Source organism: Gryllotalpicola koreensis (assembly GCF_039538185.1).
Taxonomy (GTDB): domain Bacteria; phylum Actinomycetota; class Actinomycetes; order Actinomycetales; family Microbacteriaceae; genus Gryllotalpicola; species Gryllotalpicola koreensis.
Genome location: NZ_BAABBW010000006.1, coordinates 1 through 26837 on the forward strand (window position 1 = coordinate 1; position 26837 = coordinate 26837).

Annotated in this window: 27 protein-coding genes and 1 tRNA gene; 9 read left to right on the forward strand and 19 right to left on the reverse strand. The window is 67.8% G+C overall.

Going from position 1 to position 26837, the window contains the following annotated elements; translation table 11 throughout:
- Positions 1-124 precede the first annotated feature (124 nt).
- From ABD708_RS17145 to ABD708_RS17165, 5 genes are read right to left on the reverse strand one after another with little or no spacing between them, the layout of a single operon-like run.
- Complete coding sequence (locus ABD708_RS17145) at positions 125-976, reverse strand: SDR family NAD(P)-dependent oxidoreductase (protein WP_344756744.1); 852 nt, start codon at positions 974-976, stop codon at positions 125-127.
- Positions 973-1323: a Fe-S oxidoreductase gene (locus ABD708_RS17150; protein WP_344756746.1), complete on the reverse strand. Its 351-nt coding sequence runs from the start codon at positions 1321-1323 to the stop codon at positions 973-975. Before ABD708_RS17150 ends, ABD708_RS17145 begins: the two co-directional genes overlap by 4 nt.
- Positions 1320-2759 (reverse strand): dihydrolipoyl dehydrogenase family protein, encoded by a 1440-nt coding sequence (locus tag ABD708_RS17155; RefSeq protein WP_344756748.1) that lies wholly within the window; start codon positions 2757-2759, stop codon positions 1320-1322. The genes ABD708_RS17150 and ABD708_RS17155 overlap by 4 nt, the downstream gene beginning before the upstream one ends.
- Before the next feature lie 38 nt (positions 2760-2797).
- Complete coding sequence (locus ABD708_RS17160) at positions 2798-3658, reverse strand: arginase family protein (RefSeq protein WP_344756750.1); 861 nt, start codon at positions 3656-3658, stop codon at positions 2798-2800.
- A gap of 47 nt (positions 3659-3705) precedes the next feature.
- A complete protein-coding gene (locus ABD708_RS17165; protein WP_344756752.1) occupies positions 3706-4701 on the reverse strand; it encodes an SDR family oxidoreductase in 996 nt (331 codons plus the stop codon).
- Between the two features lie 116 nt (positions 4702-4817).
- Here ABD708_RS17165 and ABD708_RS17170 point away from each other — a divergent pair, with 116 nt between their 5' ends.
- Positions 4818-5699 carry a DUF3097 domain-containing protein gene (locus tag ABD708_RS17170; protein ID WP_344756754.1) on the forward strand — a complete coding sequence of 294 codons (882 nt, stop codon included), beginning with the start codon at positions 4818-4820 and terminating at the stop codon, positions 5697-5699.
- A gap of 36 nt (positions 5700-5735) precedes the next feature.
- On the opposite strand, the gene ABD708_RS17175 is transcribed toward ABD708_RS17170, so the two are convergent.
- A complete protein-coding gene (locus ABD708_RS17175; RefSeq protein ID WP_344756756.1) occupies positions 5736-6227 on the reverse strand; it encodes a MarR family winged helix-turn-helix transcriptional regulator in 492 nt (163 codons plus the stop codon).
- Between the two features lie 148 nt (positions 6228-6375).
- Between ABD708_RS17175 and ABD708_RS17180 the strand changes: the two genes are divergently transcribed.
- Both ABD708_RS17180 and ABD708_RS17185 read left to right on the forward strand, forming a co-directional pair.
- On the forward strand, positions 6376-7032 hold the full coding sequence (locus ABD708_RS17180) for an FMN-dependent NADH-azoreductase (RefSeq protein ID WP_344756758.1): 657 nt from the start codon (positions 6376-6378) through the stop codon (positions 7030-7032).
- Positions 7033-7178: 146 nt separating this feature from the next.
- A tRNA-Arg gene (locus ABD708_RS17185) sits at positions 7179-7254 on the forward strand.
- Between the two features lie 24 nt (positions 7255-7278).
- Here the strand turns inward: ABD708_RS17185 and ABD708_RS17190 are convergent.
- From ABD708_RS17190 to ABD708_RS17230, 9 genes are all read right to left on the reverse strand, one after another.
- Positions 7279-8178 (reverse strand): LysR family transcriptional regulator, encoded by a 900-nt coding sequence (locus tag ABD708_RS17190; RefSeq protein WP_344756760.1) that lies wholly within the window; start codon positions 8176-8178, stop codon positions 7279-7281.
- Between the two features lie 13 nt (positions 8179-8191).
- The gene (locus ABD708_RS17195; protein WP_344756762.1) at positions 8192-9877 is read right to left on the reverse strand and encodes a dipeptide ABC transporter ATP-binding protein; all 1686 of its coding nucleotides are present in this window, start codon (positions 9875-9877) and stop codon (positions 8192-8194) included.
- On the reverse strand, positions 9867-10697 hold the full coding sequence (locus ABD708_RS17200) for an ABC transporter permease (protein WP_344756764.1): 831 nt from the start codon (positions 10695-10697) through the stop codon (positions 9867-9869). The genes ABD708_RS17195 and ABD708_RS17200 overlap by 11 nt, the downstream gene beginning before the upstream one ends.
- Before the next feature lie 23 nt (positions 10698-10720).
- Positions 10721-11668, reverse strand: coding sequence for an ABC transporter permease (locus tag ABD708_RS17205; RefSeq protein WP_344756766.1), 948 nt, complete (start codon positions 11666-11668; stop codon positions 10721-10723).
- Positions 11669-11688: 20 nt separating this feature from the next.
- Entirely contained in the window at positions 11689-13272 is a 1584-nt protein-coding gene (locus tag ABD708_RS17210; RefSeq protein WP_344756768.1) for an ABC transporter substrate-binding protein, read from the reverse strand.
- A 76-nt stretch (positions 13273-13348) separates the two neighbouring features.
- The gene (locus tag ABD708_RS17215; RefSeq protein ID WP_344756770.1) at positions 13349-14998 is read right to left on the reverse strand and encodes a hydantoinase B/oxoprolinase family protein; all 1650 of its coding nucleotides are present in this window, start codon (positions 14996-14998) and stop codon (positions 13349-13351) included.
- A gap of 2 nt (positions 14999-15000) precedes the next feature.
- Positions 15001-17070, reverse strand: a complete 2070-nt coding sequence (locus tag ABD708_RS17220; protein WP_344756772.1) for a hydantoinase/oxoprolinase family protein — start codon at positions 17068-17070, stop codon at positions 15001-15003.
- A 257-nt stretch (positions 17071-17327) separates the two neighbouring features.
- Positions 17328-17750 carry a RidA family protein gene (locus ABD708_RS17225; RefSeq protein ID WP_344756774.1) on the reverse strand — a complete coding sequence of 141 codons (423 nt, stop codon included), beginning with the start codon at positions 17748-17750 and terminating at the stop codon, positions 17328-17330.
- 151 nt (positions 17751-17901) lie between these two features.
- Entirely contained in the window at positions 17902-18093 is a 192-nt protein-coding gene (locus ABD708_RS17230; RefSeq protein WP_344756776.1) for a hypothetical protein, read from the reverse strand.
- Positions 18094-18350: 257 nt separating this feature from the next.
- Here ABD708_RS17230 and ABD708_RS17235 point away from each other — a divergent pair, with 257 nt between their 5' ends.
- The 3 genes from ABD708_RS17235 to ABD708_RS17245 are packed head-to-tail and all read left to right on the forward strand — an operon-like array spanning position 18351 to position 20126.
- Positions 18351-18611, forward strand: coding sequence for a hypothetical protein (locus ABD708_RS17235; RefSeq protein WP_344756778.1), 261 nt, complete (start codon positions 18351-18353; stop codon positions 18609-18611).
- A gap of 55 nt (positions 18612-18666) precedes the next feature.
- Complete coding sequence (locus ABD708_RS17240) at positions 18667-19107, forward strand: SRPBCC family protein (protein WP_344756780.1); 441 nt, start codon at positions 18667-18669, stop codon at positions 19105-19107.
- Positions 19104-20126 carry an SDR family oxidoreductase gene (locus tag ABD708_RS17245; protein WP_344756782.1) on the forward strand — a complete coding sequence of 341 codons (1023 nt, stop codon included), beginning with the start codon at positions 19104-19106 and terminating at the stop codon, positions 20124-20126. Before ABD708_RS17240 ends, ABD708_RS17245 begins: the two co-directional genes overlap by 4 nt.
- A 9-nt stretch (positions 20127-20135) precedes the next feature.
- Here the strand turns inward: ABD708_RS17245 and ABD708_RS17250 are convergent, their stop codons facing one another.
- Positions 20136-21719, reverse strand: a complete 1584-nt coding sequence (locus ABD708_RS17250; protein WP_344756784.1) for an alpha-amylase family glycosyl hydrolase — start codon at positions 21717-21719, stop codon at positions 20136-20138.
- Between the two features lie 134 nt (positions 21720-21853).
- Between ABD708_RS17250 and ABD708_RS17255 the strand changes: the two genes are divergently transcribed.
- Both ABD708_RS17255 and ABD708_RS17260 read left to right on the forward strand, forming a co-directional pair.
- Positions 21854-22192 carry a DUF7882 family protein gene (locus tag ABD708_RS17255; RefSeq protein ID WP_344756786.1) on the forward strand — a complete coding sequence of 113 codons (339 nt, stop codon included), beginning with the start codon at positions 21854-21856 and terminating at the stop codon, positions 22190-22192.
- Between the two features lie 63 nt (positions 22193-22255).
- Positions 22256-22945: a GAF and ANTAR domain-containing protein gene (locus ABD708_RS17260; RefSeq protein ID WP_344756788.1), complete on the forward strand. Its 690-nt coding sequence runs from the start codon at positions 22256-22258 to the stop codon at positions 22943-22945.
- 41 nt (positions 22946-22986) lie between these two features.
- Here ABD708_RS17260 and ABD708_RS17265 read toward each other — a convergent pair whose 3' ends face one another.
- Positions 22987-24396: an aldehyde dehydrogenase family protein gene (locus ABD708_RS17265; protein ID WP_344756790.1), complete on the reverse strand. Its 1410-nt coding sequence runs from the start codon at positions 24394-24396 to the stop codon at positions 22987-22989.
- Positions 24397-24434: 38 nt separating this feature from the next.
- Complete coding sequence (locus tag ABD708_RS17270; RefSeq protein ID WP_344756792.1) at positions 24435-25244, reverse strand: sigma-70 family RNA polymerase sigma factor; 810 nt, start codon at positions 25242-25244, stop codon at positions 24435-24437.
- Between the two features lie 136 nt (positions 25245-25380).
- Here ABD708_RS17270 and ABD708_RS17275 point away from each other — a divergent pair, with 136 nt between their 5' ends.
- On the forward strand, positions 25381-26277 hold the full coding sequence (locus ABD708_RS17275) for an SDR family oxidoreductase (protein WP_344756794.1): 897 nt from the start codon (positions 25381-25383) through the stop codon (positions 26275-26277).
- An 83-nt stretch (positions 26278-26360) separates the two neighbouring features.
- Here the strand turns inward: ABD708_RS17275 and ABD708_RS17280 are convergent, their stop codons facing one another.
- Positions 26361-26825, reverse strand: coding sequence for a phage tail protein (locus ABD708_RS17280; RefSeq protein WP_344756796.1), 465 nt, complete (start codon positions 26823-26825; stop codon positions 26361-26363).
- Positions 26826-26837 lie beyond the last annotated feature (12 nt).

The window sequence follows — 26837 nt, forward strand, 5'->3', positions numbered from 1 at the left end:
TGGGACACGAAGGCCTCCGGTAGGTGAAGCGGTGAACTAGACAGCTCCACTCCACAACCGGAGGCCTTCCCCTGTCACATCGACTCACCGCCGCACGGCGGGACAACCTCCCCGGACATCACAGCTAGCCGGTGAGCCGGGCGAGCAGTTCGAACAGCTCGCGGCGCAGCTCGGCGTCCGACGCCTGGGCGGCGACCCGGCCGTCGGCACGGAACCGGGAGAAGTAGGTGCCGCTCGGGGCATCCACGGGGAAGGTGCTCGAGAAGGCGATCAGCGGCTCCGCGCCGCTCAGCGCCGAGCGGCCCCAGTGGCCGCCCAGCACGGCATTGCCCAGGCGGACGAGCCGCGAGCTGCTGCCGAAGCTCGTCGCCACCGCGCCCGGGTGCACCGAATAGGCATCCACCCCGGCGCCTGCGAGCCGCTCCGCCAGCTCGCGGATCCACATCACGACCGCGAGCTTCGCCGCCCCGTAGACCGGCCACCCGCGGCGGTAGGGGCGCTCGGCCCATTCGAGGTCGCCCGGCACGATGCGCCCCCACTGGTTCGCCATGGACGCGGTCGCGAGCACCCGCACCGTGCCCGGCACGACCTCGGGAAGCGCAGCGGTCGCCTCCAGCCGGGGCCGCAGCAGTTGCGTCAGCAGGAACGGGGCGAGCACGTTGGACTGCAGCGTGCGCTCGTGGCCGTCGACCGTGAGCGCCCGCTCGCTGACGAGGCCGCCGGCATTGTTCACCAGCACATCGATGCGGTCGTAGCGGTCGAGCAGCTTCGCGGCCAGCATCCGTACCTCATCGAGTCGATCGAAGTCGGCGACGTATGCCTCACCGCGTATGTCCGCCGCGACCGAGCGCGTGCGATCGGGGTTCCTGCCGACGACCGCGACGTGGTCGCCCCGTCCGGCAGCGGCGCGCGCGGTCTCGCGCCCGATGCCCGAGCTCGCTCCGGTGACCACGACGACCCGGGAATCCCTGCTCACAGGTACCCGCCCTTCTCGAGCCCCGCCTCGATCTCGAAGCGGTTGCGCAGCGGGTCGCGGCCGGCGAGCCCGTAGAGGAACGGGAACAGCATGCCGTACGTCTGCCACTGCCGCTTGTGCACGGCCTCGTGCTCGAGCACCGCGTCGCTGACGTTGTGCGCGGTGAGATAGCAGGTGCCGACGCATGAGCCGCCGCGGCCGAAGGTCCACGTCGGCATGCCCGTGAACACCACGAGGCCCGAGCGCCGTTGCACCTCGCCGGTCGACCAGAGGAAGCCCCACACCAGGCCGACTCCGCAGGCGAACAGGTAGCCCGGCAGCGAGAGCAGCCGCAGCAGTGGCCTCATGCGGTCGGGCGCCCGTAGGTCTCGAGCAGCCTGAGCCACACCTCGCTGAGCGTCGGGTACGACGGCACGGCGTGCCAGAGCCGCTCGAGCGGCACCTCGGCGGTGACGGCGATCGTGGCGGAGTGCAGCAGCTCGCCGACATCCGCACCCACGAACGTCACCCCGACGAGCACGCGGCGGTCCTCGTCGACCACGGCTCGGGCGGTGCCCTCGTAGCCGTCCGAGTGGATAGTCGCGCCCGCCACCCAGCCGATCTCGTAGTCGACGACGCGGGTGCGGATGCCGCGCTTCTCGGCCTCGGCCGCGGTGAGTCCCACCGACGCGACCTCAGGGGTCGTGAACGTCACCTGCGGCACCGCGGCGTGATCGGCCGTCGCCGAATGGACGCCCCACGGGCTCGTGTCGACGGGCTTCCCGAGGGCGCGCGCCGCGATCGCGTCGCCCGCGATGCGCGCCTGGTACTTGCCCTGGTGGGTGAGCAGCGCACGGCCGGTGACGTCGCCCGCGGCATACAGCCAGTCGATCGGCGCGCCGTCTGCGTCGAGCACGCGCAGCGAGTCGTCGGTCGTGAGCCATCCGCCCGCCGGCAGCCCGATCGCCTCGAGCCCGAGGTCGCTCGAGCGCGGCACGCGGCCCGTTGCGACAAGGATCTTCTCGGCCACCACCGCCGAGCCGTCGGACAGCAGCAGGGTGTGGCCGCTCTCGGAATCCGCTGTCTCGACTCGCTCGACCGAGGTCCCGAGCCGCACGTCGGCGCCCGCCTTCGTGAGCGCCTCGGCGACCTTCTCGCCGGCGAACGGCTCCTGATTCGCGAGCAGCTTCCCGCGGGCGATGAGGGTGACGGATGCCCCGAGCGAGGTGTACGCCGTCGCCATCTCGGCCGCGACCACTCCGCCGCCGATGATCGCGAGCGAGCTCGGGATCGTCTTCGCGCTGGTGGCGTCGCGGCTGGTCCAGGGCTGGGCCTCGGCGAGCCCCGGGGTGTCGGGCAGCAGCGGCAGCGAGCCCGTCGAGACGCAGATCGCATGGTTCGCGGTGAGCTCCGTGACGGTGCCGTCGCCCGCGGTCACGCGCAGCGCTTTGGGCCCGGTGAAGACGGCGTGCCCGCGCACGAGGTCGATGTGGGCGGACTCGAGCCACTCGAGCTGCCCGTCGTCCTTCCAGTTGCTCGTGACCTGGTCGCGGCGGGCGAGCACCCGGGCGACATCGAGCGAGCCGGTCACCGCCTCGGCGGCGCCGGGAACCGCCCGCGCGGTCGCGAGCACGGAACCGCTGCGCAGCAGCGCCTTCGACGGCATGCACGCCCAGTACGAGCACTCGCCGCCGACCAGCTCAGCCTCGACGATGACGGTGCGCATGCCGCCCTGCACGGCGCGGTCGGCGACGTTCTCGCCGATCGCACCGCCGCCGATGACGATGACGTCGTAGTCGGTCACTGCTTCCTCCGGAAGGTCGGGATGCGGGTCAGGTGTGGTCAGGCCGCGGCGGCGTCCGCCGGCAGCCGGCTGGTGAGCGCGCCGAGCACGCGCAGGATCGGCGAGAGGTCGCCGACGGCCGCGTCGGGCGAGGCCGGGGCGAAGCCCGTGACGGCGCCGCCGACGAGCTGCAGCCGCCCGCGCAGCGCGCGGATCGCGCCGGTCAGCTCGTCGATGCTGAGCCCGAACGGCTCGGGGTAGCCGACGCCCTCGATGACCGAGGGGTCGAGCACGTCGAGGTCGACGTGGATGTAGACGCGCGACGCCCCCGTCGCGAGCGCCGCTTCGACGAGCGCGTCGGGGCTCGACAGCTGATCGACGGAGAGAGAACGGATGTCCGACGACGCGAGGTACTCCACCTCGGCGTCGTCGAGGTCGCGTGCGCCGGCGTGCACGACGCGCTCGGGGGAGAGCGGCGCCGGCTGCGGAGCGAGCCCCTCTGCGCCGTCGCCGAGGATCGTGCGCAGCACCATTCCGCTGAAGGTGCCGCTGGGCGAGGAATCCGGCGTGTTCAGGTCGCCGTGCGCGTCGAACCAGACGAGCGCCAGGTCGTCGTAGCGCTCCGCGGCGCGGGTCGCGCCCGCGAGGTCCGCGCCGCAGTCGCCGCCGACGGTGATCACCGTCTCATCGTCGGCGAAGGTGTCGAGCACCGCCTCGACCTGCTGCTTGATCGCGTGGATGGACGAGTACCGGTTCACGCCCGTGCCGAGCGCCTCGCCCGCTTCGACGCGCACCTCGACGGGGGTCGTCGAGGCGGCGGGCAGATCGCCGGCGATGATGTTCGCGCCATCGCTGAGCCGCATCGCGCGGGACGAGCCGGAGCCCTGCCACTGGGGGACCACGAGGAACCTGGCTGCCATGAACTCACACTACCCAGGCGGGTACGCACTTGGCAGGGTCGGGAAGCTCAGAGCGAACGCGCGTGGGCGACCAGCTTGTCGAAGGCGGCGTCGAGTGCGGCATCCGTCTTCTGTGCATCGGGGTGCGCGTCGAACCAGGCGATCGTCTCGGCCGCGCCCTGCCAGTACGGCACGGTGGTCTCGAACTCGGGCACGAGGGCCTTCACCTTCGAGTTGTCGAAGACCATCGAGTGCGCCTTGTCGCCGATGAGTCCGGCGAGGTGGTCGGGCAGCACGCGGCCGATCGTCTCGCTCGCGACGTGCACCAGCTCGGGCTCCGCCACGCCGGCGGCCTGGCCGATCCACGTGTAGATCTGGTTCCAAGTGGGCGCGTGGTCGCCCGTGATGTGGAAGGTCTCGCCGAGGGCGAGCGGGTTGCCGAGCAGTCCGACGAAGGCGACCGCGAAGTCGCGCGAGTGCGTGATGGTCCACAGGCTCGTGCCGTCGCCGTGCACCACGACCGGCTTGCCGGCGCGCATGCGGGCGACGTCGGTCCACCCGCCGGTCGTGGGCAGCCGCGTTTCGTCGTAGGTGTGCGAGGGGCGCACGATCGTGATCGGCAGACCTCGCTCGCGCACGGCGGCGAAGAGCAGGTCCTCGCACGCGATCTTGTCCTGCGAGTACTTCCAGAACGGGTTCACGAGCGGTGTCGACTCGGTCACCGGGATGCGGGCAGGCGGCGTCTGATAGGCGGATGCCGAGCTGATGAACACGTACTGCCCCGTGCGCCCGCCGAAGAGGCTCAGATCGGTCTGCAGGTGCTCGGGCGTGAAAGCGAGGAACTCGGCGACGGCGTCGAACTCGCGGTCCCCGAGCGCCTCGCGCACGGACTGGGGGTCACGGATGTCTGCCGTGAGCGTCTCGACCTCGGCGGGCAGCTTTCGGCTGGACTCCTTGCCGCGGTTCAGCACCGTGACCCGGTGACCCCGCTCGACGGCGAGCCGTACGCTGCTCGCCGAGATTGTGCCGGTGCCACCGATGAACAGAAACGTCTTCGTCGCCATATGCCTCACGTTAGTCGCGTCGCGCCCATCGTCGAAACGATTCGACCCCCGGGCCGGTCGCGCGGCGACATTAGTCGGCCCAATCGTCGCCGTGTTCCCACATGGAGTGTCGCCGCGTGGGCGAGCAGTGGGTCGCAGGTAGCGTCGAGCGGGTGACCTGGGACGACCCGTACGGCTCTGACGTTCTCGCCGACAAGAACTGGCGGCGCCGGGGAATCGTGCAGCCGGTCGAGACTCCGGCCGAGCGTGACCTTGTCGTCGAAGTGGTCGACGGCGGCTTCGTCGGCGCGGTCGTCGGCATCGCCGAGGGCGGCCTCGTGCAGCTCGAGGACCGCTTCGGCAAGGTGCGCGTCTTCCCCTTGGGGCACGGATTCCTCGTCGACGGCCGCCCCGTCGTGCTGATCAAGCCGCGGGCGGCGGCGCCCGCGGGGCATGCCCGCAGTGCATCGGGCTCGTTCCACGCGGGCGAGGTGAGGGCGCGGGTCGCGCGCGGCAGCCGCATCTTCGTCGAAGGCCGGCACGACGCCGAGCTCGTCGAGAAGGTGTGGGGCCACGACCTGCGGGTCGAGGGTGTCGTCGTCGAGTATCTCGAGGGCGTCGACAACCTCGAAGAGCTGCTGGCCGAGTTCCAGCCCGGGCCGGGGCGGCGGGTGGGCGTGCTGGTCGACCACCTCGTGAAGGGCTCGAAGGAGAGCCGCATCGCCGACGCCGTCGCGAAGGGGCCCTACGGGGCGGACGTGCTCGTGGTGGGGCATCCGTTCGTCGATATCTGGCAGGCGGTGAAGCCCGAGCGCGTCGGCCTGCAGCGCTGGCCCGAGATCCCGCGCTCGATCGAGTGGAAGAAGGGCATCGCCCAGGCGCTGCGGCAGCCGCACGAGAGTCAGGAGGACATCGCGCGGCTGTGGCAGCGGATCCTCGGGCGGGTGCGCACCTATGCCGATCTCGAGCCGGCGCTGCTCGGGCGGGTCGAGCAGCTGATCGACTTCGTCACCACGTAGCCGTCGGCCGAGTCACCGCGCGGCGTATCGAGGCCCTTAGGCTGACGTGACCTCTGCGGTCACCTGGTCGACCGTCTCGCACACGCCCTCTGGGTCGTCGTCGAGCGAGTGGGCGGCGCGCACGATGGCGGCGCGCAGGCTGTCGGCGTCGTCGCGGGGCAGGCGCGAGAGCAGCCGGTCTTCGACCTGGTTCATGCGGCTCGTCAGCTGGGTGAGGCGCTCGGTGCCGGCATCCGTCAGCGTCACGCGGCGCGAGCGGCGGTCGTTCGGATCCGGGGTGCGCACCACGAGGCCGGCCTTCTCGAGGTCGTCGATGAGATAGGTCAGAACCGTGCGGTCGAGGCCCGTGGATTCCGCGATCTGGGCCTGGTTGCCGCAGGAGTTCGACGCGGCGATGGAGAGCACCTGGAAACCGCGAGCGCCGCCGGGCAAGTCGCCGAGCGCCTCGGCGGAGAGCTTCAGGTAGCCGCGCAGCAGCGCGCCGAGGGACCAGCCGAGGTCGGCCTGCCGCTCCTGTGTGCTCGCCATGTCGCTCACTTTATCCGCCGGGGTTCCGATCTCTGGGTCATGTTGTTGCGATTCTCAGATCGTCTGTGCTTATTATCGTCTGTATCGCAGAACATCTGCTGAGAATAACGCTGGGCTCTACAACCAAGCCATCAAGGAGACCATTCCCATGAGCACCGTCTTCCGTCTCGACGCGAGCATCAAGCCAGAGGGCTCGGTCAGCCGCGCCGTCTCCGACACGCTCGAGTCGGCCATCGTGTCCGAGCTCGATGACGTGACGGTCACCCGCCGCGACATCGGCCTGAACCCGCTGCCGTCGGACGCCTGGGCGACCGCCGTCTTCGCCGGCTTCACCCCTGCCGAGGGACGCACCGACGAGCAGAAGGCCGCCGTCGCCCTTGCGACGCAGCTGGCCGACGAGCTGGCCGCGGCCGACGTCGCCATCATCGGCGCGCCGTTCTACAACTGGGGCGTCACGCAGCACACCAAGGCGTGGTTCGACCTGGTGCTGACCGACCCGCGCTTCTCGGCAGGCGCCGAGACCCCGGCGGGCGCCGGCAAGCAGGCGTTCATCGTGATCTCGCGTGGTGGCGGCTACGGCGAGGGCACCCCCCGCTACGGCTGGGACCACGCTTCGGCGTGGCTCGAGCGCATCCTGAAAGACGTCTGGGGCTACGACGTCACCATCATCGAGGCCGAGCTGACGCTCGCCGAGTCGACCCCGGCGATGGCCGGCCTCGTCGACCTCGCCCGCCAGAAGCTCGCCGACGCGCACGCGGCGGCCGAGAGCCACGGCAAGGCCGTTGCGGGCAAGATCGCCGCGTAGCTCGCGGCGGCCTTCTGAGCCCTTCCGACGGTTGCGGTCGCCTTCGAAGGCGCGAACGTCGGCGTCGGGCACAGCTGAAAGGGGTGGATGCCTGAGGCATCCGCCCCTTTCGCACGCTCCGGCTCTGATAACCTGATTCAGCCCTGGCCCCATTAGCTCAGGGGATAGAGCGTCTGCCTCCGGAGCAGAAGGCCGTTGGTTCGAATCCAACATGGGGCACCAGAGAGACGATGTCGGCTGATCGCATTACGCGGTTTCACGCGAAGAACAGAACTCGATGAATCGAGAGATGGACGGGTTCTTGTTCTCGACGCTCCAGCATGCGGACGTCGGCAACATGATCGAGGGTTTCACAAGCGGTCGGTACACCACGCCTCGGATGGTCAACGTGGCGACGGCTGCTGGTATCAGTGCGATACCGAAACCCGCCGCGACAAGGCCTATCTGATCTACGAATCCAGCCCCTTCCGCTTGGAACTCGACGTCTTTCGACCGAGGTGAGAATCCGGCATTTGCGCAGGCCGAGATGATTGCGTCGTGAAGGTCCGGTACTCCGCGGCGCTGGAGCAGCATGAACGTCTCGCTAGCTAGGTCGGCGATTCCTACCGCCGGCCGGCCGGTCAGGGCGTGTCCTTCAGGCAGGACGACCACGAACGAGTCGTCGTACAACTTCTGCCATTCCAGTGGCACGCTGGTTCGCTGCGAGAAGAGGAGGCCGACGTCCATCCGCTGCTGGTGTACGAGTTCGAGGATGGTCGACGTCTCTTCCCTGAGCAGTGTGAAGTGGACATCCGGATGTGACGCTCTGAACTTCCGAATAAGGTCAGGCAGACCGCTGTACATCAACGATGGTGCGATCCCTACGCGCAACTTGCCGACAAGCCCTTCGCGCGCTCTCGACGCTACGCCCTCGATCTGCCGCAGTTCCTCGAGAATGCGATTGCTGTTGTCGAGAAGCGCGCGACCGGCCTCTGTGAGCTCGAACGGTGTAACTGACCGATCGATAAGGATCGCACCGATCTCCTGCTCAAGCCGTTGGATCTGTTGACTCAGTGCGGGCTGTGAGATGAAGAGACTCCGTGCCGCGCGTCGAAAGCTGCGCTCTTTGGCGAGGGTGAGGAAGTACTCCAGTCGTCGGGTCTCCATTGTGGGGATCAGACTAGCCAGTCGGGCGTGACTGAGCGTTTGTCAAGCTCAGACGGCGTTCGCGTTGCGCGTGTGGATCCGGCACGAGAACAGCGCTCAGAAGCTTGCGCGTGTATTCCTCGCGAGGCGCTCGAAGTACCTGCGCCGCCGAATCGACTTCAACGACCCGCCCAGCCTGCAGAACAACGACACGGTTGGCGATCTTCTCGACGACTGCGAGATCGTGGCTGATGAAAATGCACGAGAAGCCGAGCTCGGACTGCAACTCGAGAAGCAGGTCGAGGACAGTCGCCTGGACTGACACGTCGAGCGCCGACGTGGGCTCGTCTGCGACGAGGACTCGAGGGCGCGTGGCAATCGCGCGGGCGATGCCGATGCGCTGGCGTTGACCACCTGAAAGCTCGTGGGGATATCGGTCTGCCCAGGAAGATGGGAGTCGGACTTGTTCGAGTAGTTCGCCGGCGCGCGCGGCCAACGCAGAGCGGCGGCGCTCGATACCGGTCCACTTGAGCGGGTCGGTGATGCTCTGCCCGATGGTCGCACGGGGATTTAGCGACGAACCCGGATCCTGGAACACCACAGAGGTATGTCGTCTGAGCTGACGCAACTCTGCCCTGCCGGCTTTGGTGACGTCCACCCCGACGACGCTCGCCGAACCGCTGGTGATCCGGGTCAGGCCGAGTACAGCGCGCCCCAAGGTCGATTTCCCGGACCCGGATTCGCCGACGAGGCCGACGATCTCGCCGGGCATGACGTCGAAGGTGACCTCAGTGAGCGCGTCGAATCGGGGGCGGCCGAACCCGCACCCGCCGGGGTACTGAACTCCGAGGTCGGTGAGCTCGACTACAGGTTCGGCTCGCGGTCGCTCGGGTTCGATGACCGGAATGTCTACGGTCGTGATCGACGGGACAGCTGCCAGCAACGACCTCGTGTAATCGTCCGTCGGTCGATAAAACACCTCATCTGCTGTGCCGTGTTCGACGACAGATCCATTGTGCATTACGACCACTCTGTCGGCGATATCGGCGACGACTCCCATGTCGTGGGTGATGATCAGGACTGCCATGCCATGACGGGCGCCGAGCTGGCGCAGGAGTGCCAGGATTCCCGCTTGCACGGTGACGTCGAGGGCGGTGGTCGGCTCGTCCGCAATGAGCAGGCGTGGTCGACCGGAGATGGCCATGGCGATGAGGGCGCGCTGTCGCTGTCCTCCCGAGATCTGATGGGGGAAGCGGGCGAGCATCTGCTCCGGATTAGGCAGGTCGACTTGCCGCAGTAGTTCGATCGCTCTGATGCGCGCCTCGGCCGAGGTGCAGTCGTCATGGAGGCGGATGGCTCGAGTGAGTTGCCTACCGATTGTGTATACGGGATTGAGGGCGGTCATCGGCTCCTGGAAGACGACGGAGATCTGGCTGCCCCGAAGCTGCCGGATCCGCTCATCGGAGGCTGTCGTCAGTTCCTCGCCATCGAAGCGGATGCTTCCGGCCATGGAGGCACCGGCTGGAAGCAGGCGCGGAATGGACATCGCCGTGACGGTTTTCCCGGAGCCGGATTCACCGACGAGCGCGACCACCTCGCCGACCGTGACGCTGACGTCGGTGCCGTGAGTGACCTCGGTGAGGCCAACAGCGCTGGGAAAGCTGATGCGAAGGCCGGAGATCTCGAGGAGCGACTGCGAGGGCGATTCATTAGCGGGCACGGAGGGCCTTCCTCTCCCGGGGATCAAGCCAGTCACGAACGGCGTCGCCGACCAGCCCGAAGCTCAGGACGGTCAGGACGATGGTCGCGCTGGAGACGATGAGCAGGGTGGGGTCGACGGCCATGAAGCGCTGCCCCGATGCGACCATGCCACCCCATGAGGGCGTCGGGGGAGTGATGCCGAGCCCTAGGTAGCTGAGCCCCGACTCGAGCAGGATCGTGTTGGCCAGCGTGATGGGCAGCTGCGCGATAAGGGCTCCCGCGATGTTGGGCAGGATGACGCGGCCCAGGATGGTCGGCGTCTTTGCGGAGAAGGCGCGCGCAGCCTCGACGTATTCTGCCGACTTCACAGATAGCGTCTGGGCGAAGGTCAGGCGCGCGAAAGCCGGCGCGAACACGAGGCCGAGCACCACGATGAGGGTCAGCTGGCCTGACCCATAGATCGTGACGACAAGCATGGCGAGCAAGATGGGCGGGAAGGCGAGTAGCGCCTCGACGAGTCGCATGGAGACCAATTCGACCCAGCTGCCGATGTAGGCGCCGATGAGGCCGAGGAATGAACCGAGGACGAATGCAACCGCCGTGGCGCCGAGGGCGATGACGAGCTCGACGCGGGCACCGTAGATGAGGCGGGAGAGGATGTCGCGGCCGAATTCATCCGTGCCGAGCAGGTGCCCGTCTGCACCCGGCGACTGAAGCCGGTTGGGGATGTGCTGAGCCAGAGGAGAAGCTGGCGCGACCCACGGAGCGAAAATTGCACTCGCGACGACGATGACGATGAATAGAGCCGCGGCGATGCTCACCGGTGAGGCGACGCTCACGAGTCGCCTGATTCCGCCGCGGTTCATCGCTGCCTCGTGCGCGGATCGAGGAGGCCGTAAACAATGTCGACGATCAGGTTGATCACGACGAAGAGGACAGAGATAACGATGACGACTCCTTGAACGACGGGGTAATCGCGGCTGGTGACTCCGTCGATGAGGAGCGAGCTGAGCCCGGGCAAGTTGAAGACTCGCTCGATGATGACGGACGAGCCGAGAAATGTGCCGATCTCGAGCCCGATGACCGTGATGACAGGATTCAGCGAATTGCGGACGACGTGGTCGCGGAACACGACGTTCGGGCGGTATCCGATTGAGGTCGCCGTACGTACCCAGTCCTGCCGAAGTGTTTCGCCGACACTGGCGCGGGTCATGCGAGCGATGATCGCCAGGAACGCAAGCGAAAGCGTCACCACCGGCATGATGAGGCGTTCGATGTGCGCCCCGGGGCCGGCGCCGAACGGGGGAAGGCCTCCCGCCGGCAGCACATGCCACGTGACGGCGAACAGCAGCACCATGACGGCGCCGAACACGTACACCGGCACGGCGAGGGCGATGCTCGTAACACCGGACAGTACTGAGTCGCGCCAACCACGGCGTCTAGCGGCCCAGGCGCCGAATGGCAATCCGATGATGATCGAGAGCACCGCGGCACATGAGATCAGCTCGAGGGTGATGGGCAGACGGCTTCCGATGGCCGCGGTGACTTTCTGCCCGGTAGAGAATGAAGTGCCGAGATTGCCGGTGACGACCCCACCCAGATAGTCCCCGTACTGCACGAGGAACGGCTTGTCGAGGCCAAGCCCATTCCGGATGTGCTCGAGGCCCTCCTTGGTGACACCGCTGTCGCCTCCAGCTAGCTGGTAGGCCGGGTCGCCGGGGATGGCGTGGATGGCGAGGAAGATCAAGGTCAGCACGATCCACACCAGGAGGATTCCTGATGCGAGTCGTCGCACGATGTACGGGGTCATCACCGGCTCTCTCGACCGACTCAGTTGTCGGCCATGTAGACGTTGGTCAGGTTGTTGATCGAATACGGCTGCGTGAATCCCTTCATGACGCTGAAGCCGGCGACCTTCGAGTCATAGGCGTAGGCCTGTGTCCGGCGGTCGATCGAGGCGAATGGAACATCGGTCCCGATGATCTGGTAGGCCTCGTCGAGGTACTTCTGCTTGGCCGTCTTGTCCGTGGAGCTCAGTGCCGAACCGAGTGCTTTGTTCAAAGCGTCGTTGTTGTAGCCGTACGTCTTGTTGGCCGCTGTCGGGGGCTGCACCATCACGGCTAGCCATGCTGACGGGTCGGTCACATTAGCGATCTCACCTTGAACCGTGACATCGTATTGGCCTTTGAGCGCTTGCTCCGTGAAGGTGTTCCAATCCGGGCTCGTCAGCTCGACCTTGAATCCGACGGCCTCGAGGTCAGCCTGGAGCGAAGTCGCCACGTCCTGAAGGAATGTGTAGGTCGAGTTGGCGAGCAGGTGGACTGTCGGGCCGCCGTTGGTGTAGCCGGCCTGCTTCAGCAGTTCTTTCGCCTTGTCAGGATCGTGGCTCCACAGCTTCTCGCCGGTCGAGCCTGTGTCGGGGATGCCGTACAGCGAGGTCGCGTTGCCGAAGAAGGCGGCCTTGTTGGCGTTGTCGCGGTTGATCGCGTACGCGACGGCCTCGCGAACCAGAGGGTTGTTGAACGGGGCCTTAGTGACATTGAACTGGGCGACCTGGAAGCTGCTGACCGCGCCCTTCACGGTAAGACCCGCCGACTTGAGCTGGTCGAAGCTCTCCCAAGGGACGTAGTCGATGAAGTCGACATCACCCGACTGGAGCGCGTTGACCCGCGCGGTCGCGTCGGGGTAGAACGTGACGTCGATCTCCTTCAGCTTCACATCCTTGGCGTCGTAATAGTCGTTCGATTTCTTGAGTGTCAGACCTACGCCGTCCTTCCAGCTCGTGAGCTTGAAGGGACCGGCGCCGATGTCTGCCTCGGCTCCCTCCTTGAGCTCACTGTCTGGCACGATGAACGCGCTGGGGTCGGCGAGGAATTCAAGGAAAGATGAATTCGGCGATGACAGTGTGATCGTGAAGTTCTGGTCGTCAGTGACCTCGATCGATTTGATGTACTTCATGCCGGGGTAGCTGCGCGCTGAGTTGGCCGGATCGGCATAGTGCAGCAGCGAGTTCTTCACGTTCTGTGCCGTCAGCGCAGAGCCATCTGAGAACTTCAGGCCGGAGCGCAGCGTGAACGTGTAGGTGGTGTCATCGACTTGGTCGGCCTTTTCGGCCAGCGCCGGAACCACCTTTCCGGTGTCGGAGTACATCATGACTCCGCGGTGCATGAGCCCGTACAGCTGGTAGTTCACGGTGCTCGCGGTGCCTGCGTTGGTCGTCGGCTTGGCAGGCTCGGCGGAGAAACCGAACTTCAACACCTGATTGGTGGACGCGGCGGATCCATCGCCGTCAGAGCCGCCTGACGAGCAGGCGCTGAGCAGAAGCCCTCCGACCGTGACAGCGACAGCGGCGGTTATGCGGAGACGGTGATGGCCGCCGCTCTGCCCGCTCCTTCGGGAAAAGAGTGATCGCATGACTGTTGATCTCCAATGTGAATGGGGTGGTGTGGTGGTGCATGGTTGATGTGCGCCGCACTCGACCCGGTTAGGGTCAGGATTGGTCTCCGTAGAGGCGCGCCGCCTCTTCTGCGGTTAGACGCCCTTCGCGTACGTCGCGCTCGACGTCCTCTCGTGGTCGCTTCGACGGCTCCCCGTAACCACCTCCTCCCGCGGTGAAGATGCTGGCGTAGCCCCCGGCAGCGAGGACGCCCTGGACCTCGTCCCGTACCGTGCCGTTGATCTCGATGCGCGAACTGGCGCCGTTGCCGCCGCCGAACAGGCCCCAAGGTTGCGAGTGGACCCGGCTCGTCTCGAGCTCGGTGCGGCAGTCGTCGTGATCAGCTCGGATCTGCCGATGGATGCCCATGCCTCCCCGGTGCTCGCCGGCGCCTGCCGAGCCGTCGACCAGCTCATAGCGCAGAACGGTAAGGGGATACTCGGCTTCGAGAGCTTCAACGGGCAGGTTGGACGTATTGGTGATGTGCGCCTGAACGCCGTCGAGCCCATCCGACTCGCAACCGGCGCCCAAACCACCGCCGATGCTCTCGGCGTAGACGTAGAAGCGCCCTGTGCGAGGGTTGATGCCGGAAAACCCGATCGATGCGACGGCTCCGTTGGCGGCCGCGAACACGCGGTCAGGGATGACATCGGCCAGGGCGCCGTAGACGAGGTCGACGACCCTTTGGGCGGTCATGGTGCGCACATTCACCGCGGCGGGGCTGACGCAGTTCAGCACGGAGCCAAGCGGCGCCGTGACCGTGATCGGCCGGTACAGGCCGCCGTTTGAAGGGATGTCCTTGCCGACCAGCGTCTTGATCGCGTAGTAGACCGTCGCCTCCAGCGCGGTACGCACGACGTTGAAGCCTGCGCGGACCTGTGGCGGAGCATCGAAGTCAAGCTGGATGTGCTCGTCTTCGACAGTCACGGTGACCGACATATCGAGGGTGCGATCGAAGCCGGTGTAGTCGAAGGTGTCGTGGAAGGCGTAAATCCCGTTCGGGATCTCGGCGATGCCGGCCCGCGTCTTGCGCTCGGTGTAGTCGAGCAACAAACGTCCTGCTTCGTCGAGCGTGTCGGCGTCGTATTTGTCGCAGAGCTCGCGATAACGGCGGACCGCCAGACGGTTGGAGGCCACCTGCGCGTTGAAATCCGCGACGCGCTCCTCAGGGACCTGCATGTTGGTCATGATGAAGCGGAAGACGTCGGGGACGTACCCGCCATCGCGGACGAAGCGGATCGGCGGTATACGCAAGCCTTCTTCGAAGATGTGATTGTGCTGCCGGTCCGCGAAGTCGGAGTGGTGCGCGAGGTTGGTCGCCCAAGCGCGGAGTTCGCCGTCGACGAAGATCGGTGAGACCAGCACGATGTCGTGCAGGTGCGTGCCCCCACCGGTGTACGGGTCATTGCCTAGGAAGGCGTCGCCGTCTCTGATGTCGTCCAGAGGGTAGGCCCGCATGACCTCCTTCACGATACCCATGAGGGAGCCGAGGTGGATCGGAATGTGCTCGGCCTGCGCCAGCGTGTTTCCCGCAGCGTCGAAGAGCGCGGTCGTGCAGTCGCGCCGCTCTTTGATGTTGGGGGAGTACGAGGTCCTGACGAGGGTCTCGCCCATCTCGTCACAGATCGACTCCAGGGCGGACCCGATCACCTCGACGTGGATGGAGGTCAGTTCGGTCAGCGCGGTAGCAGTCTCGGTGGTCATTGTCAGCGTGCCTCTTCTTCGGCGTCGATCGAGTGAGTGATGATGACCAGGCGGTCGTTCACGACGGCCTTTTGCCCGGGCAGGATGAGGGACGTTGTGTCGTACTGTTCGATCACGGCGGGGCCGGTGATCGAATGGCCTGGCTGAAGGAGCGACCGATCGTAAAGCGGGACCTCCGCGCGGTCGTCGACTTCGGACAGGTAGACGCTGCGGGTGCCGATCTGGGCCGATGCCACTGAGAGGGACGCCGCGTCGACGATGGGGAATTCTGCCTGAGGGACCTGGCCGACGACCTCGACACGGAGCGTGACCACTTCGACCCGGGCATCCGGGGTGTCATAGCCATAGCGGCTGCGATGCAGTTCGTGAAAGGACTGCTTTACTGTCTCGATCCAGTCCGCGGTGATCATGCCGCGAGGCGCTGCGACAGTGAGCTCGTAGTTCTGGCCGACGTATCGCACATCAGCGAATCGGTTGACGTCAGCATCCTCGACGGCCTCGGCCGTCGCCCATTCGCCGGCCTGAGCCTCGAGCCGCGCATAGGCATCCGAGAGCGCATCAACGCTGTCGGTGACCAGCGGAGATACCCGCGTGATGGTGAAATCCGAGCGCAGATCAGTCATCAACATCCCGAGTGCAGAAAGCGCGCCCGGCCGCTGAGGGATGAGGGTGCGAGGGATGTCCAGGGCCGCTGCCAGACGAGCGGAATGAAGCGGACCGGCACCGCCGAACGCAACCAGCGCGTAATCGGCCGGGTCGTAGCCCCGCTGCACTGAGATCACTCGGATGGCGCGTGCCATGTTCGCAGTGACGACACTGATGATGCCCTGCGCCGTCTCAAGTGTGCTCAGGCCCAGCTTCTGCCCAAGCTTCTCAACGGCCTCGAAAGACCGTGAGGCGTCAATGGGCATGCTGCCGCCGAGGAGATGCTCCTGGTTGAGGATGCCTAGAACCACATTCGCGTCGGTCACTGTCGGCTCGTCGTTCCCCAGCCCGTAGCAAGCCGGTCCGGGAACTGCGCCGGCACTGCGGGGACCGACCTTGAGGTGGCCGCCTGCGTCGACCCAGGCGATGGACCCGCCCCCAGCGCCAACCGTGTTGATATCCAGCATCGGGGCGCGCACCGGTCGCCCATCCAGACTCATCCCGCTCGAGGAGGTGGGCTTGCCCTCATTGACCAGAGCGACGTCGCTGGATGTGCCACCCATGTCGAAGGTGATGATGTTCGGGATGCCGGCCGCCGATGCGATGCGTGCCGCGCCAACGACGCCGGTGCTCGGCCCAGAGAGAACGGTGCGGACCGGCAGCTGCTCGGCCGCGTGGAACGACATCACCCCGCCGTTGCTCTGGGTCACATGAGGCGCGACCTTGAGCCCCTCGAGCGCGAGATTCTGACGCAAGGCGGAGAGGTAGCTTGCCATGACAGGCCCGATGAAGGCGTTGATCATGACGGTCGAGACGCGCTCGTATTCGCGGAATTCCGGCAGGACCTCGTGCGACACCGAGAGGAATACGCCCGGCAGCTCCTCCATCAGCACGCGCTTGACTGCAGCCTCGTGCTCGGGTCGCAGATAGCTGTAAAGGAAGCAGACGCCGACCGCCTCGACTCCGGCCTGCCGCAATCGTCGGGCTCCTTCGCGAACCTGCTCCAGGTCGAGAGGAGTCTCGATTCGACCGTCGAAGAGCACCCGTTCGTCCACTTCGAGGCGCAGGTCGCGCGACGCAAGTGGTGTCGGCTTCCGCGCGTTCAGGTCGTAGAGCTTGGGTCGCTTCTGCCGCCCCAACTCCAAAAGGTCGCGGAAGCCACGCGTGGTGATGAGGCCGGTCTTGGCACCGCGCTCCTCGAGGAGCGCGTTGGTGGCCACGGTGGTGCCGTGGGCGAAGTAGCTGATGTCAGCCACTTCGGTCCCCGGCACGAGCGAAAGCGCCTTCCTGACACCGTTGATGACCGCGAGCCCCGGGTCTCCGGGAGTGCTGGAGACCTTGGCGACCGTGATCGCCGAAGTCTCTTCGTCGTACAGACAGACGTCCGTGAACGTGCCGCCCGTATCCACTCCCAATCGCAGTGCCATGTTGTCCTCTCGTTCAGCGCTCGAAGCGCGGCGTGAGTCCAATTTCCGGCCTAGCGGCATTCAACGTCCAATATCAAAAGGCGTATGAACTATAAGTAAATGCTTATCTGTTCCGCGACAAATCATGCCCTCGGAATGTTGTCGGTGTGTAACGGAGTCAGCGCGAATTGGTAACGGACGAACCGTTCTTCCCGCAGACACGCGCAAGAAGGGGGCCCAGGCAACGCCTGGGCCCCCTTCGACATGCAGATCGGAGGTCAGAGGATGACGGTCTTGCGCTCCTGCTCACTCGCGCCAACGCCGACAACGGCGGTGACTTCGATCTCGACCTTGTAGTCGGGCCCGCCGAGAGGGCTGCACAGCACCGTGCTCGCGGGATCCACGCCACGGAGGATTTTCCCGACCTCGGCCATCACGTCCGGAGCATCCGTCGGGTTCGGGACAGTGACTCGTGATCGCACGATGTCGGCCACTTCCGCCCCGACGCTCCTCAGAGCGCCTTCGATGTTCTTGAATGCCTGGCGGGTCTGCTCGACGGGGTCGGTTGACATTTCGCGGGTTGCGTAGTTCCGGCCTGCACAGTTCGAGACGAACACCGCGTCTCCGACACGGACGACACGCGAATAGCTCTCGCGCTCTTCGTAGGGGCTGCCGGATTTCACCTTGACTACTTCGGGCACAGTGCTCCTTCTTCTGCTCTGACGAAGTCGCTCCCATACGCAGGGGACGACTGAGGCGACGCTATGCGGCGATTGGCGATGTCCGGATTGAGATCGGCGAATTCGAATGAGTTCACCCGAATGTCGAATCACGAGGCACTGATGCGCGACGTCACGCGTGCAGCAGCGTCAGCACGTGGTACATCACGTAGACCGGCCACACGGCCGCCTGCAGCAGGCCAAGGATCACCGGCCAGAAGCCGCCGCCCGAGTGCGAGATGAAGTAGATCGCCGCGCCGACATAGGCCATCAGGAAGATCAGCCCCCAACCGCCGTCCGATGCGCGTCCGCGCTTGCCAGCCATAGCTCCTCCTTGTCCTTGCGTTGCGCACAGTTTCGAAGGGCTGCCGGCAAGCCGCAAGAGGCGGGCGCTTCTGCTCGTGGCCGCGGCATGCGCGGCTCGAATCCGCCCTCGCGAGCGCAGCTCGCTCGGTGCCGGCCGCGCGGCGACCCACTGGATCGCCGCCGCTGAGCGGCCGACGCTGTCCGGATCCGAGCAGCGCGATGCGGATCCGAGCAGCGCACGTGAGCACACCGGCGCAAGCCGGGTACCGGCACGGCATGAGTGATGAGAACGAGACAGAGGGCACCCGCGAGGACGAGCTGCTCGAGTTCATCGAGCGCAACACCGTGACGACTAACGACGCCGTGGCCGGTGAGACGATCGACCCCGGCGCCGGCGAGGGCAATGACGGGCCGACCGGCGGCTCGCCGCGCGAGTTCCAGCCCGAGTATCACGAGCACGACGCGCACGACGACCCGAACGACGCTCCTGCGGACCTCGACGACGGAAGCTCCGGCGTGGGCGACGACGGACTGTGAGAACGACGGGCTGCCGGCCTCGGTGCCAGGCGGCCCAGCTGGGTATCCGAAGGACATGACCGTCGCATACCGGCTCGTGCACGCCGCCCCCGAGGCGCTGTTCGGCGTGCTCGAGGACCCCTGGACCTACCCGTCCTGGGTCGTCGGCGCGTCGCGCGCCCGAGCGGTCGCGGGGGAGTGGCCTCGACCGGGTGCCGCCCTGCACCATTCCTTTGGACTCTGGCCGGCCGTCATCGACGACCGCACCGAGATCCGCGAGTGGAACGCGCCCCGGCACGCGGTGCTCGAAGCGCACGGCAGCTTCCTCGGCGTCGCGCGCGTGCAGTTCGACGTCAAGCCGCGCACTGACGGCTGCGTCGTGCGCATGGACGAGGACGCGATCTCAGGACCGGGGATGCTGGTGCCGAAGCTCCTGCGCGACGTGTTCGGCTTCCCCCGCACGGTGGAGGCGTTGAAGCGCCTCGCCTACCTCGCCGAGAGGAAGGAGCAGCCATGAGCGACAAGCACCATAGGCGGCGCGACCGGGGCGTCGCTGTGGTGACGGGCGGCTCAGCCGGCCTCGGCCGCGCCATCGTGCGCGAGCTGGCCGCACGCGGCTGGGATGTCGCGATCCTCGCCCGCGGCCTCGAGGGGCTCGCGGGCGCGGCGCACGACGTGGAGCTGGCCGGGCGGCGAGCGCTCGCCGTCGAGACCGACGTCGCGGACGACGCACAGGTCGAGGCGGCCGCCGAGCGGATCGAGGCCGAGCTCGGGCCCATCGAGCTCTGGGTGAACAACGCCATGACGGGCGTGTTCGGCGAGTTCCTCGACGCCTCGCCCGAGGATTACGAGCGCGTCACCCGGGTCGTGTACCTCGGCGCCGTCAACGGGACGCGCGCCGCGCTCGCGCGCATGAAGCCGCGCGACCGCGGCCACATCATCCAGATCGGCTCCGCGCTCGCGCACCGCGGGATTCCGCTGCAGGCCGCCTATTGCGGGGCGAAGCACGCCATCACAGGCTTCACCGAATCCGTGCTCGCCGAGCTGCTGCACGACGGCTCGCACGTGCGCCTCTCGCAGGTCGACATGCCGGCGCTCAACACGATCCAGTTCGACTGGGTCAAGTCGTCGCTGCCCGAGCATCCCCAGCCGGTGCCGCCGGTGTACCAGCCGGAGGCCGGCGCGCGCGCGGTCGCCGATGTCGCCGAGCGGCCCCGGCGCCGCACGTGGGTCGGCGGCCCCACGGCCGCGACGGTGCTCGGCAACCGTGCGGCGAGCCGGCTGCTCGACAGCTACCTCGCGAAGACCGGGTTCCAGGGTCAGCAGGCGCCGGACAAGGGCGATGCGCCGGCGCTGCCGAACAACCTCTATGCGCCGGTGCCCGGCGATCACGGCGCGCACGGCGCCTTCGACGACCGCGCGATCGACGACTCGCCGCAGCTGTGGGCGCTGCGACACCGCCGCGCCCTCGCCGGCGCGGGCGTCCTGGTGGGGGTGGCCGCGGTCGTGGGATTGCTCACCGCGCGGCGGGTCTAGGCGGCGGCTTTACCCGCGCCGCAGCCACGCGAAGCCGTACGGTCCCAGCAGGTGTCCGTTCCAGCGCTCCGTGAGCATCGGCTTCGACCCGTAGGCCTCGAACACCTCGGCGGTCTGGCTGCCGAGGTTGTGCAGCGTGAGGCATCCGTCGACGCTCAATGCGAGCACCGAGGGCGAGCCCGGCAGCTCGTGGCGCCGCACCGGACGCGCCGCAAGGTCGACGCGGCCGCGAAGCTTCGCGAGCCGCCGCGCGAGCGTGAGGTGGGAGCCCTCGTCGGTCGCCTGGGCGCGGGCGTTCACGCGGTGGAATCCGAACGGGCCGCCCCGCTGCGCAGGAAGGATGAGCGGGGCATCCGACGCCTTCGTGAATCCGCCGCCCGGCGCCGCCGCCCACTGCATGACGGGCCGGCACGCGTCGCGCCCCTCGACGCTCAGGTCGTCGCCGATGCCGAGCTCCTGCCCGTACATCAGCAGGGGGACTCCCGGCAGGGCGAAGAGCAGGCTGAGCGACATGCGGAAGCGGCGCTCGTCGCCCATCATCGGCGCCCAGCCGCGCCGCAGCCCGCGACCGTAGAGGAACGCGTCGGGGCTTCCGCCGAACGCGGCGAACACCTCCGCCCGCTCGTCGTCCTCGAGCTGCTCGAGGTCGAGCTCGTCGACGTTGCGCACGAAGTTGAGGCGAGCGGATGCCGCGACCGAGCGGTCCAGCCTCTCGAGCGCCGTGTGCAACGGCCCCGCCTCGCCGCGCGCCAGTGCGAGGAAGATCGAGTTGTTGAGCGAGAAGTCGACGACCGCGTCGACGCGGCCGTGGTCGGCGAGCGCGGCGAACTCGGGCGGCGGCACATCCGCCTCGGCGACGAGCACGACGTCCTCGCGCACGGCGCTCAGGCGCCGGCGCAGCCGCTCGTAGAAGTCCGCGGGGTCGGCGCCCGTGCCCGCGGTCGGCTTGGGACGCACGGCGGGGATCGCCGCGTCGATGCGGAATCCGTCCACCCCGCGCTCGAGCCACAGCGCGGCGATGCGCACGATCTCCTCGAAGACATCGTCGTTGGCGACGTTGAGATCGGGCTGGAATCCGTAGAACTGGTGGTGGTACCACGCGCCCGCCTCGTCGTCGTACGACCACACGCTGTCTTCCTCGCCGGGGAACACCGGGCCGTCGCCGGGCGCCTCGATGGGCTCCTCCGACCAGATGTAATAGGAACCGAGGCGCGAGCGGTGATCGCGCCGCGCGGCCTGGAACCAGCGGTGCCGCTCCGACGTGTGGTGGATGACGAGATCGATCATGAGATGGATGCCGCGCGCGTGGCATCCGTCGACCAATGCCGTGAAATCGGCCGGCGTGCCGAACCGGAGGTCTATGGCCTCGTGGTCGTCGACGTCGTAGCCGTTGTCGCGCCGCAGGCTCGGATACACCGGAAGCAGCCACAGCCAGTCCGCGCCGAGCGCGGCGATGTGGTCGAGGCGGCCGGTGACGCCGGGCAGATCGCCGATGCCGTCGCCGTTGGAATCCTGGAAGCGGGACGGGTCGACGCCATAGACGAGCCCGGCGGGCGGCCATGCGTGACGGTGTGTTGGTGTCGAACGGCTCACTCAGGGTTCTTACCCGCGCCTCGAGGCGATCACACTTCTCCGCAGTGCGCCGCCCACGTGCTAATTTCTGGACAACGGCCGCGTCAGCGCCCTCGAGGCGTCCCACCCCACGCGGACCGTATCGGGGAGAGAACATGGGAACGCTGATCTATGGGGACTCGGGTCGGTTCGAGATCGACGACCGCACGCTCGCGCACGTCAAGATCGCCATCACGACGAAGCTGCGTCGGCAGGAGAGCTTCCTGCTGAACTGGACCATTCCCGCTGAGCAGGGCTCGGGGCGCGTCAGCATCTGGCTCTCACCCGCGATCCCGCTGCAGTTCGTGTTCTCGGCGCCGAAGCCGCCGGAGCTCAACCGGGAGTGGCTCGAGGCGCTCGAGCGCTCCTCGCACGGCATCCGCGGAATGGTGCTGATCCACGAGAACGAGGTCGGCGGCTATCTGCAGGCCGCCGGCGGGGCCGTGGCGCCATAGGGGCCGGGTGCCTCGATCGCAACCCCCTTCTTACCCCGTTGGGGGGACGCCTAATCTGAGGTTGTGGGCACCCCTGACTACTTCGCCGATCTCGCCGACGAGCTCTATGCGCTGGGTGATGCCACCCGTATCGCCGACGGCATCGCCCAGACCGGGCGCGAGGCCGTCGGCTGCGATGCAGCGGCCGTGAGCCTCGTGGCGGCGGGCAGGCGTATCCAGCCGGCCGCGGGAACCTCGCGCGCCGCATACCGCGCCGAGCAGCTGCAGGGTTCCCTCGGGGAAGGTCCGGGTCGTGTGGCCGCCGAAGAGCGCGAGGTCGTCGTGAGCGACGATCTCAACGCGGACGGGCGTTGGCCGCTGTGGGCGGGCGACGTCGCGGAACTCGGTTTCCGCAGCAGCCTGACGGTGCCGTTGCACGAGCGCGGCCGGGTGTTCGCGGTGCTGCAGCTCTACTCGGAGCAGCCCGCGGCGTTCGGCGCCGAGCAGAACGCGATCGCGACCCTGCTCGCGCGGCGCTCGTCCGTCGCGCTCGCCGCTGTGCGCCGCACCGATCACCTCAAGCAGGCGGTGGATGCCCGCACCGTGATCGGCCAGGCCGAGGGCATCCTGATGGAGCGCTTCGGACTCGACGCCGACGCCGCCTTCTCGGTCCTGCGGCGCTACTCCCAGCAGGGCAACACGAAGCTGCACGACGTGGCGGAGCAGGTCGTGCGCGATCGCGAATTGCCGGGCTGCGGTATCGCCGCGTCCTGATTCGTGGGCGACGGATGCCTGAGCGGGGCACCCTGCGGCGCTCAGCGGTGGACGCCCGGGGCGGCCAGGTGCACGAGCTTTGCGACGCTCAGCTCGTCGAGCAGTTCGGGGCCGTAGGCGAAGCCCAGCCCGCTGTCGCGCCGTGGCTGCGAGGAGGCGCCGGGCGCCCCGCCGAAGACATTGTTGATCTTCACGCTGCCGACCTGCAGCTCGGCGATCGCGAGCTGGGCGTGCGCGATCTCGCCGGTCAGCACGGTGGCGGACAGCCCGTAGCGGTCATTGCCCGCGGCGATGAGCGCCTCATCGAAGTCGTCGACGACTTGCACGGGTGCCACGGGTCCATAGGTCTCCTCGCGCATGACCGCCATCGTCGGCGTGCAGCCGGTGAGCACGGTCGCAGGGTAACCGCAGCCGGGGCCGGGGTCGGGTTCGCCCCCCACCAGCACGCGGGCGCCGTTCGCGACGGCATCCCGGATCTGCTCGTCGACGTGCGCGCACATGCGCTCGTCGACGAGCGGCGCAAGCTCGCCGCTCTCGTTGAGCTGCGTGGCGGCGGCGGTGAGCTCGGTGAGGAACGCCTCGGCGACGTCGCGGTGCACATAGATGCGCTCGACCGCGGTGCCGAGCTGCCCGCTGTTCGCGAACGCGCCGCGCGCAGCCTCGCGGGCGCACCAGCGCGGGTCGAGGCCGGCATCGACGATGAGGGCGTCGTTGCCGCCGTTGGCACGCACCACATGCGTGCCCGTGACCGACGCGAGCCGTGAGACGACCTCGCCGGTCGCGGACGAGCCGATGTGCGCGACGACGTCGATCATCGGGTCGCCGACGAGCCGCGCGCCGACGCCGGGGCCGCCGACGACGGTCTGCACGACGTCGGGCGGCAGCACGTCTGAGAACAGCCGGCCGAGGCGCAGCCCCGTGTGCGGGGCGCGCTCGCTCGGCTTGTGGATCACGGCGTTGCCGGTGACGACGGCCGCGCCGATCAGCCCGCAGGCCACCGCGACGGGATCCGTCCACGGCGTCAGCACGACGGCGACGCCGCGCGGCTCGAAGCGGGTGTAGTCGCTCGCCGTGCTCACGCCCGCGAGGCTGCGGCCGCCGTGCACGGCGCCCAGCTCGGCGAATCGCCGCAGGGCCGCGACGCCCGCGAAGACGCAGGCCCTGGCATCCGTCTGCGCCTGTCCCGTCTCGCGCGCCGTGAGGTCCGCGAGCTCATCGGCGTGCGCCGCGATCACCTCCGCGGCCTCGCGCAGCAGGCGTCCCCGAGACTCGGCCGGCGCCTGCTCCCACAGGGCCTGGGCGATGCGGGCCGCGTCGACGGTCTGCCGCAGTTCCCCGTCGCCCGTGCAGATCACGGTGCCGACGACCTCGCCCGTGCGCGGGTCGGTGATGGTCAGTTCTTCTTCCGCGTCGCCGCGTCGGGCGAAGTCGGGGAATACGAGTGCCGCCATGCCGGGCGGGTACCCAGGGCGCCCGCCCGGCACACGGCTCAGGCGGCGTCCCTGAGCCCCGCCGGGAACGTCGGCGCCAGCTCGTTGCGCAACTTGTCGAGGATCTTGGCGAGCAGGCGCGAGACTTGCATCTGGCTCACGCCGAGCTCCTCGCCGATCTCGGCCTGGGTCTTCTCCTCTCCGAAGCGGCGCTCGAGGATGAGCGCCTCGCGCTCGCTCAGCCGCACCAGCGATCGCTGCAGCATCGCCCGCAGCTCTGCACGGTCGAAGTCGGAGTCGACGTAGGCGGGCATGAGCGACGGGGTGTCGTCGTCCTCGCCGGCCGAGGTGACTGTCACCGGCGACTGGGCGTCGAGGCAGGCACGGGCGGCACGGACATCCTGTTCGGTCACGTGCAGTTCGTCGGCCAGCTCCTGATCGGATGCCTCGCGGCCGAGGCTCTGGGCCAGGCGGGGTCGTGCCCGCATCAGCGCGGAGCAGAGCTCTTGCATGCGGCGACCGGGGCGCACGAGCCAGCCGTGATCGCGGATGTGCCGCTTGAGCTCGCCGTCGATCGTCGGCATCGCGTAGGGCACGAAGGGCGTGCCGCGCTCGGGGTCGTAGTGGCGGGCGGCCTTCACGAGGCCGAGCAGGGCCACCTGGCGCAGATCGCTGTAGTCCTCGTCGCCGCGGCGGTAGCGGCGGGCGATCGACTCGGCGAGCGGGATGTGCGCGACGATCACCTGGTTCTCGAGCCGCATCCGCTCGGCCGGCGTCGAGGTGCGGACCTTGTCGAAGGTCGCGGTCGTCTCGGCGCTGCGGCGCCGCCGGGCCTCGAGAGTTGCGACGGGGTTCGTTGTGGTCTTCATGTGTGCTGCCTCACTCCGTGTTCGTGGAACGAGTGGCGTAGCGCGCTGTTCGACTACTTGCTCTCGATCTGATCAAGCCGCGGCCGAGGCTGAAACCCCCTTGCGGAACCGGGCCCGTTCTGCTTTTCGTGGGGAGATGACTTGGACGCAGAACACTTTCGACAACCCCGTCACGCGCTATCCGAAGGTCGAGCCGCCGGAGGACATGGTGGCCGAGCCGGGCCGCGACAGCGAGCTCGATCCGCCCGCCGACCACGGCGAGGACAGCTATGTCGGCAGCGGGCGCCTGGAGGGGCGGAAAGCGCTTGTGACCGGGGGAGATTCCGGGATCGGCGCGGCCGTGGCGATCGCGTTCGCGCGCGAGGGCGCCGACGTCGCGATCGTCTACCTGCCGGCCGAGCAGGTCGACGCGAACCACGTGGCCGAGCAGATCGAGAAGGCCGGGCGGAAGGCCGTGCTGATCCCCGGCGACCTCACCGAGCGCGCCTTCTGCGGCGTCGCCGTCGAGCACGCGCTCGATGCGCTCGGGGGCCTTGACATCCTCGTGAACAACGCCGGCAAGCAGATCTTCTGCGAGGACCTCGCCCAGCTGCCCGACGACCAGTTCGAGCTGACGATGCGCACGAACATCCACGCGATGTTCTACCTGACGAAGGCCGCGCTGCCGCATCTGCCGGCCGGTGCGACGATCATCAACACGACCTCGGTGCAGGCGTACCTGCCGGGAGCGCAGCTCGTCGACTACGCGACCACGAAGGCGGCCATCAACGCGTTCACGAAGGCGCTCGCGGGCCAGCTCGCGCCGAAGGGCATCCGGGTCAACGCGGTCGCGCCCGGGCCGATCTGGACCCCGTTGCAGCCGAGCCAGGGCCAGCCGCCCGCCAAGCTGCCGAAGTTCGGCGAGCAGACGGCGCTCGGCCGGGCAGGCCAGCCCGCCGAACTCGCCCCGGCGTACGTGTTCCTCGCGTCGCCGGAGTCGAGCTATGTGGTGGGCGAGACCCTCGCGGTCACGGGCGGCATGCCCACGCCGTAAGCGTTCAACTGCGCCAGACGGTCACCGCTGCGCTGGGCGACTGGATGCCCGGCGCAGCAGTGACCGTTCAGCGCAGTCTTGCGTCAGTACTCGCCCTTGATGACGAAGTACGAGCCGCGGATCTCACCGGCGAGTTTCGAGCGCTGCCGGGCGAACTTGAATTTCTCCGCGAGCTCGGCCGGCACCTCCATGCCCTGCGACAGCTTGAACCCGACCGCCCGCTTGCCCGCATCGCCGAGCGTGTAGAGCACATTGACGGACAGGCCGGACTCGTAGAACACGTAGGTCCAGTCGATGTCCTCGACCTGGAAGCGGCTCACTTCGAGCGCGGGCGAGGCGATCACGATGTCGCGCTCGTCGGCGAGCACCTTCTCGACGCGTGCGAGATCGGCGGATGCCTCAGCGGCGGGCACCGTCGTGAAGACATGGTCGTACTTGCTCTTGAAGTAGCGCGCCTCGTTCGCCCGGAGGCCCGCCAGGGCGTCGGCGACCGGCGAGGACTCGAGGCCCGTTGTGGAGACATTGACGAAGTCGACGGCGTACGGCATGCGCCCACCGTA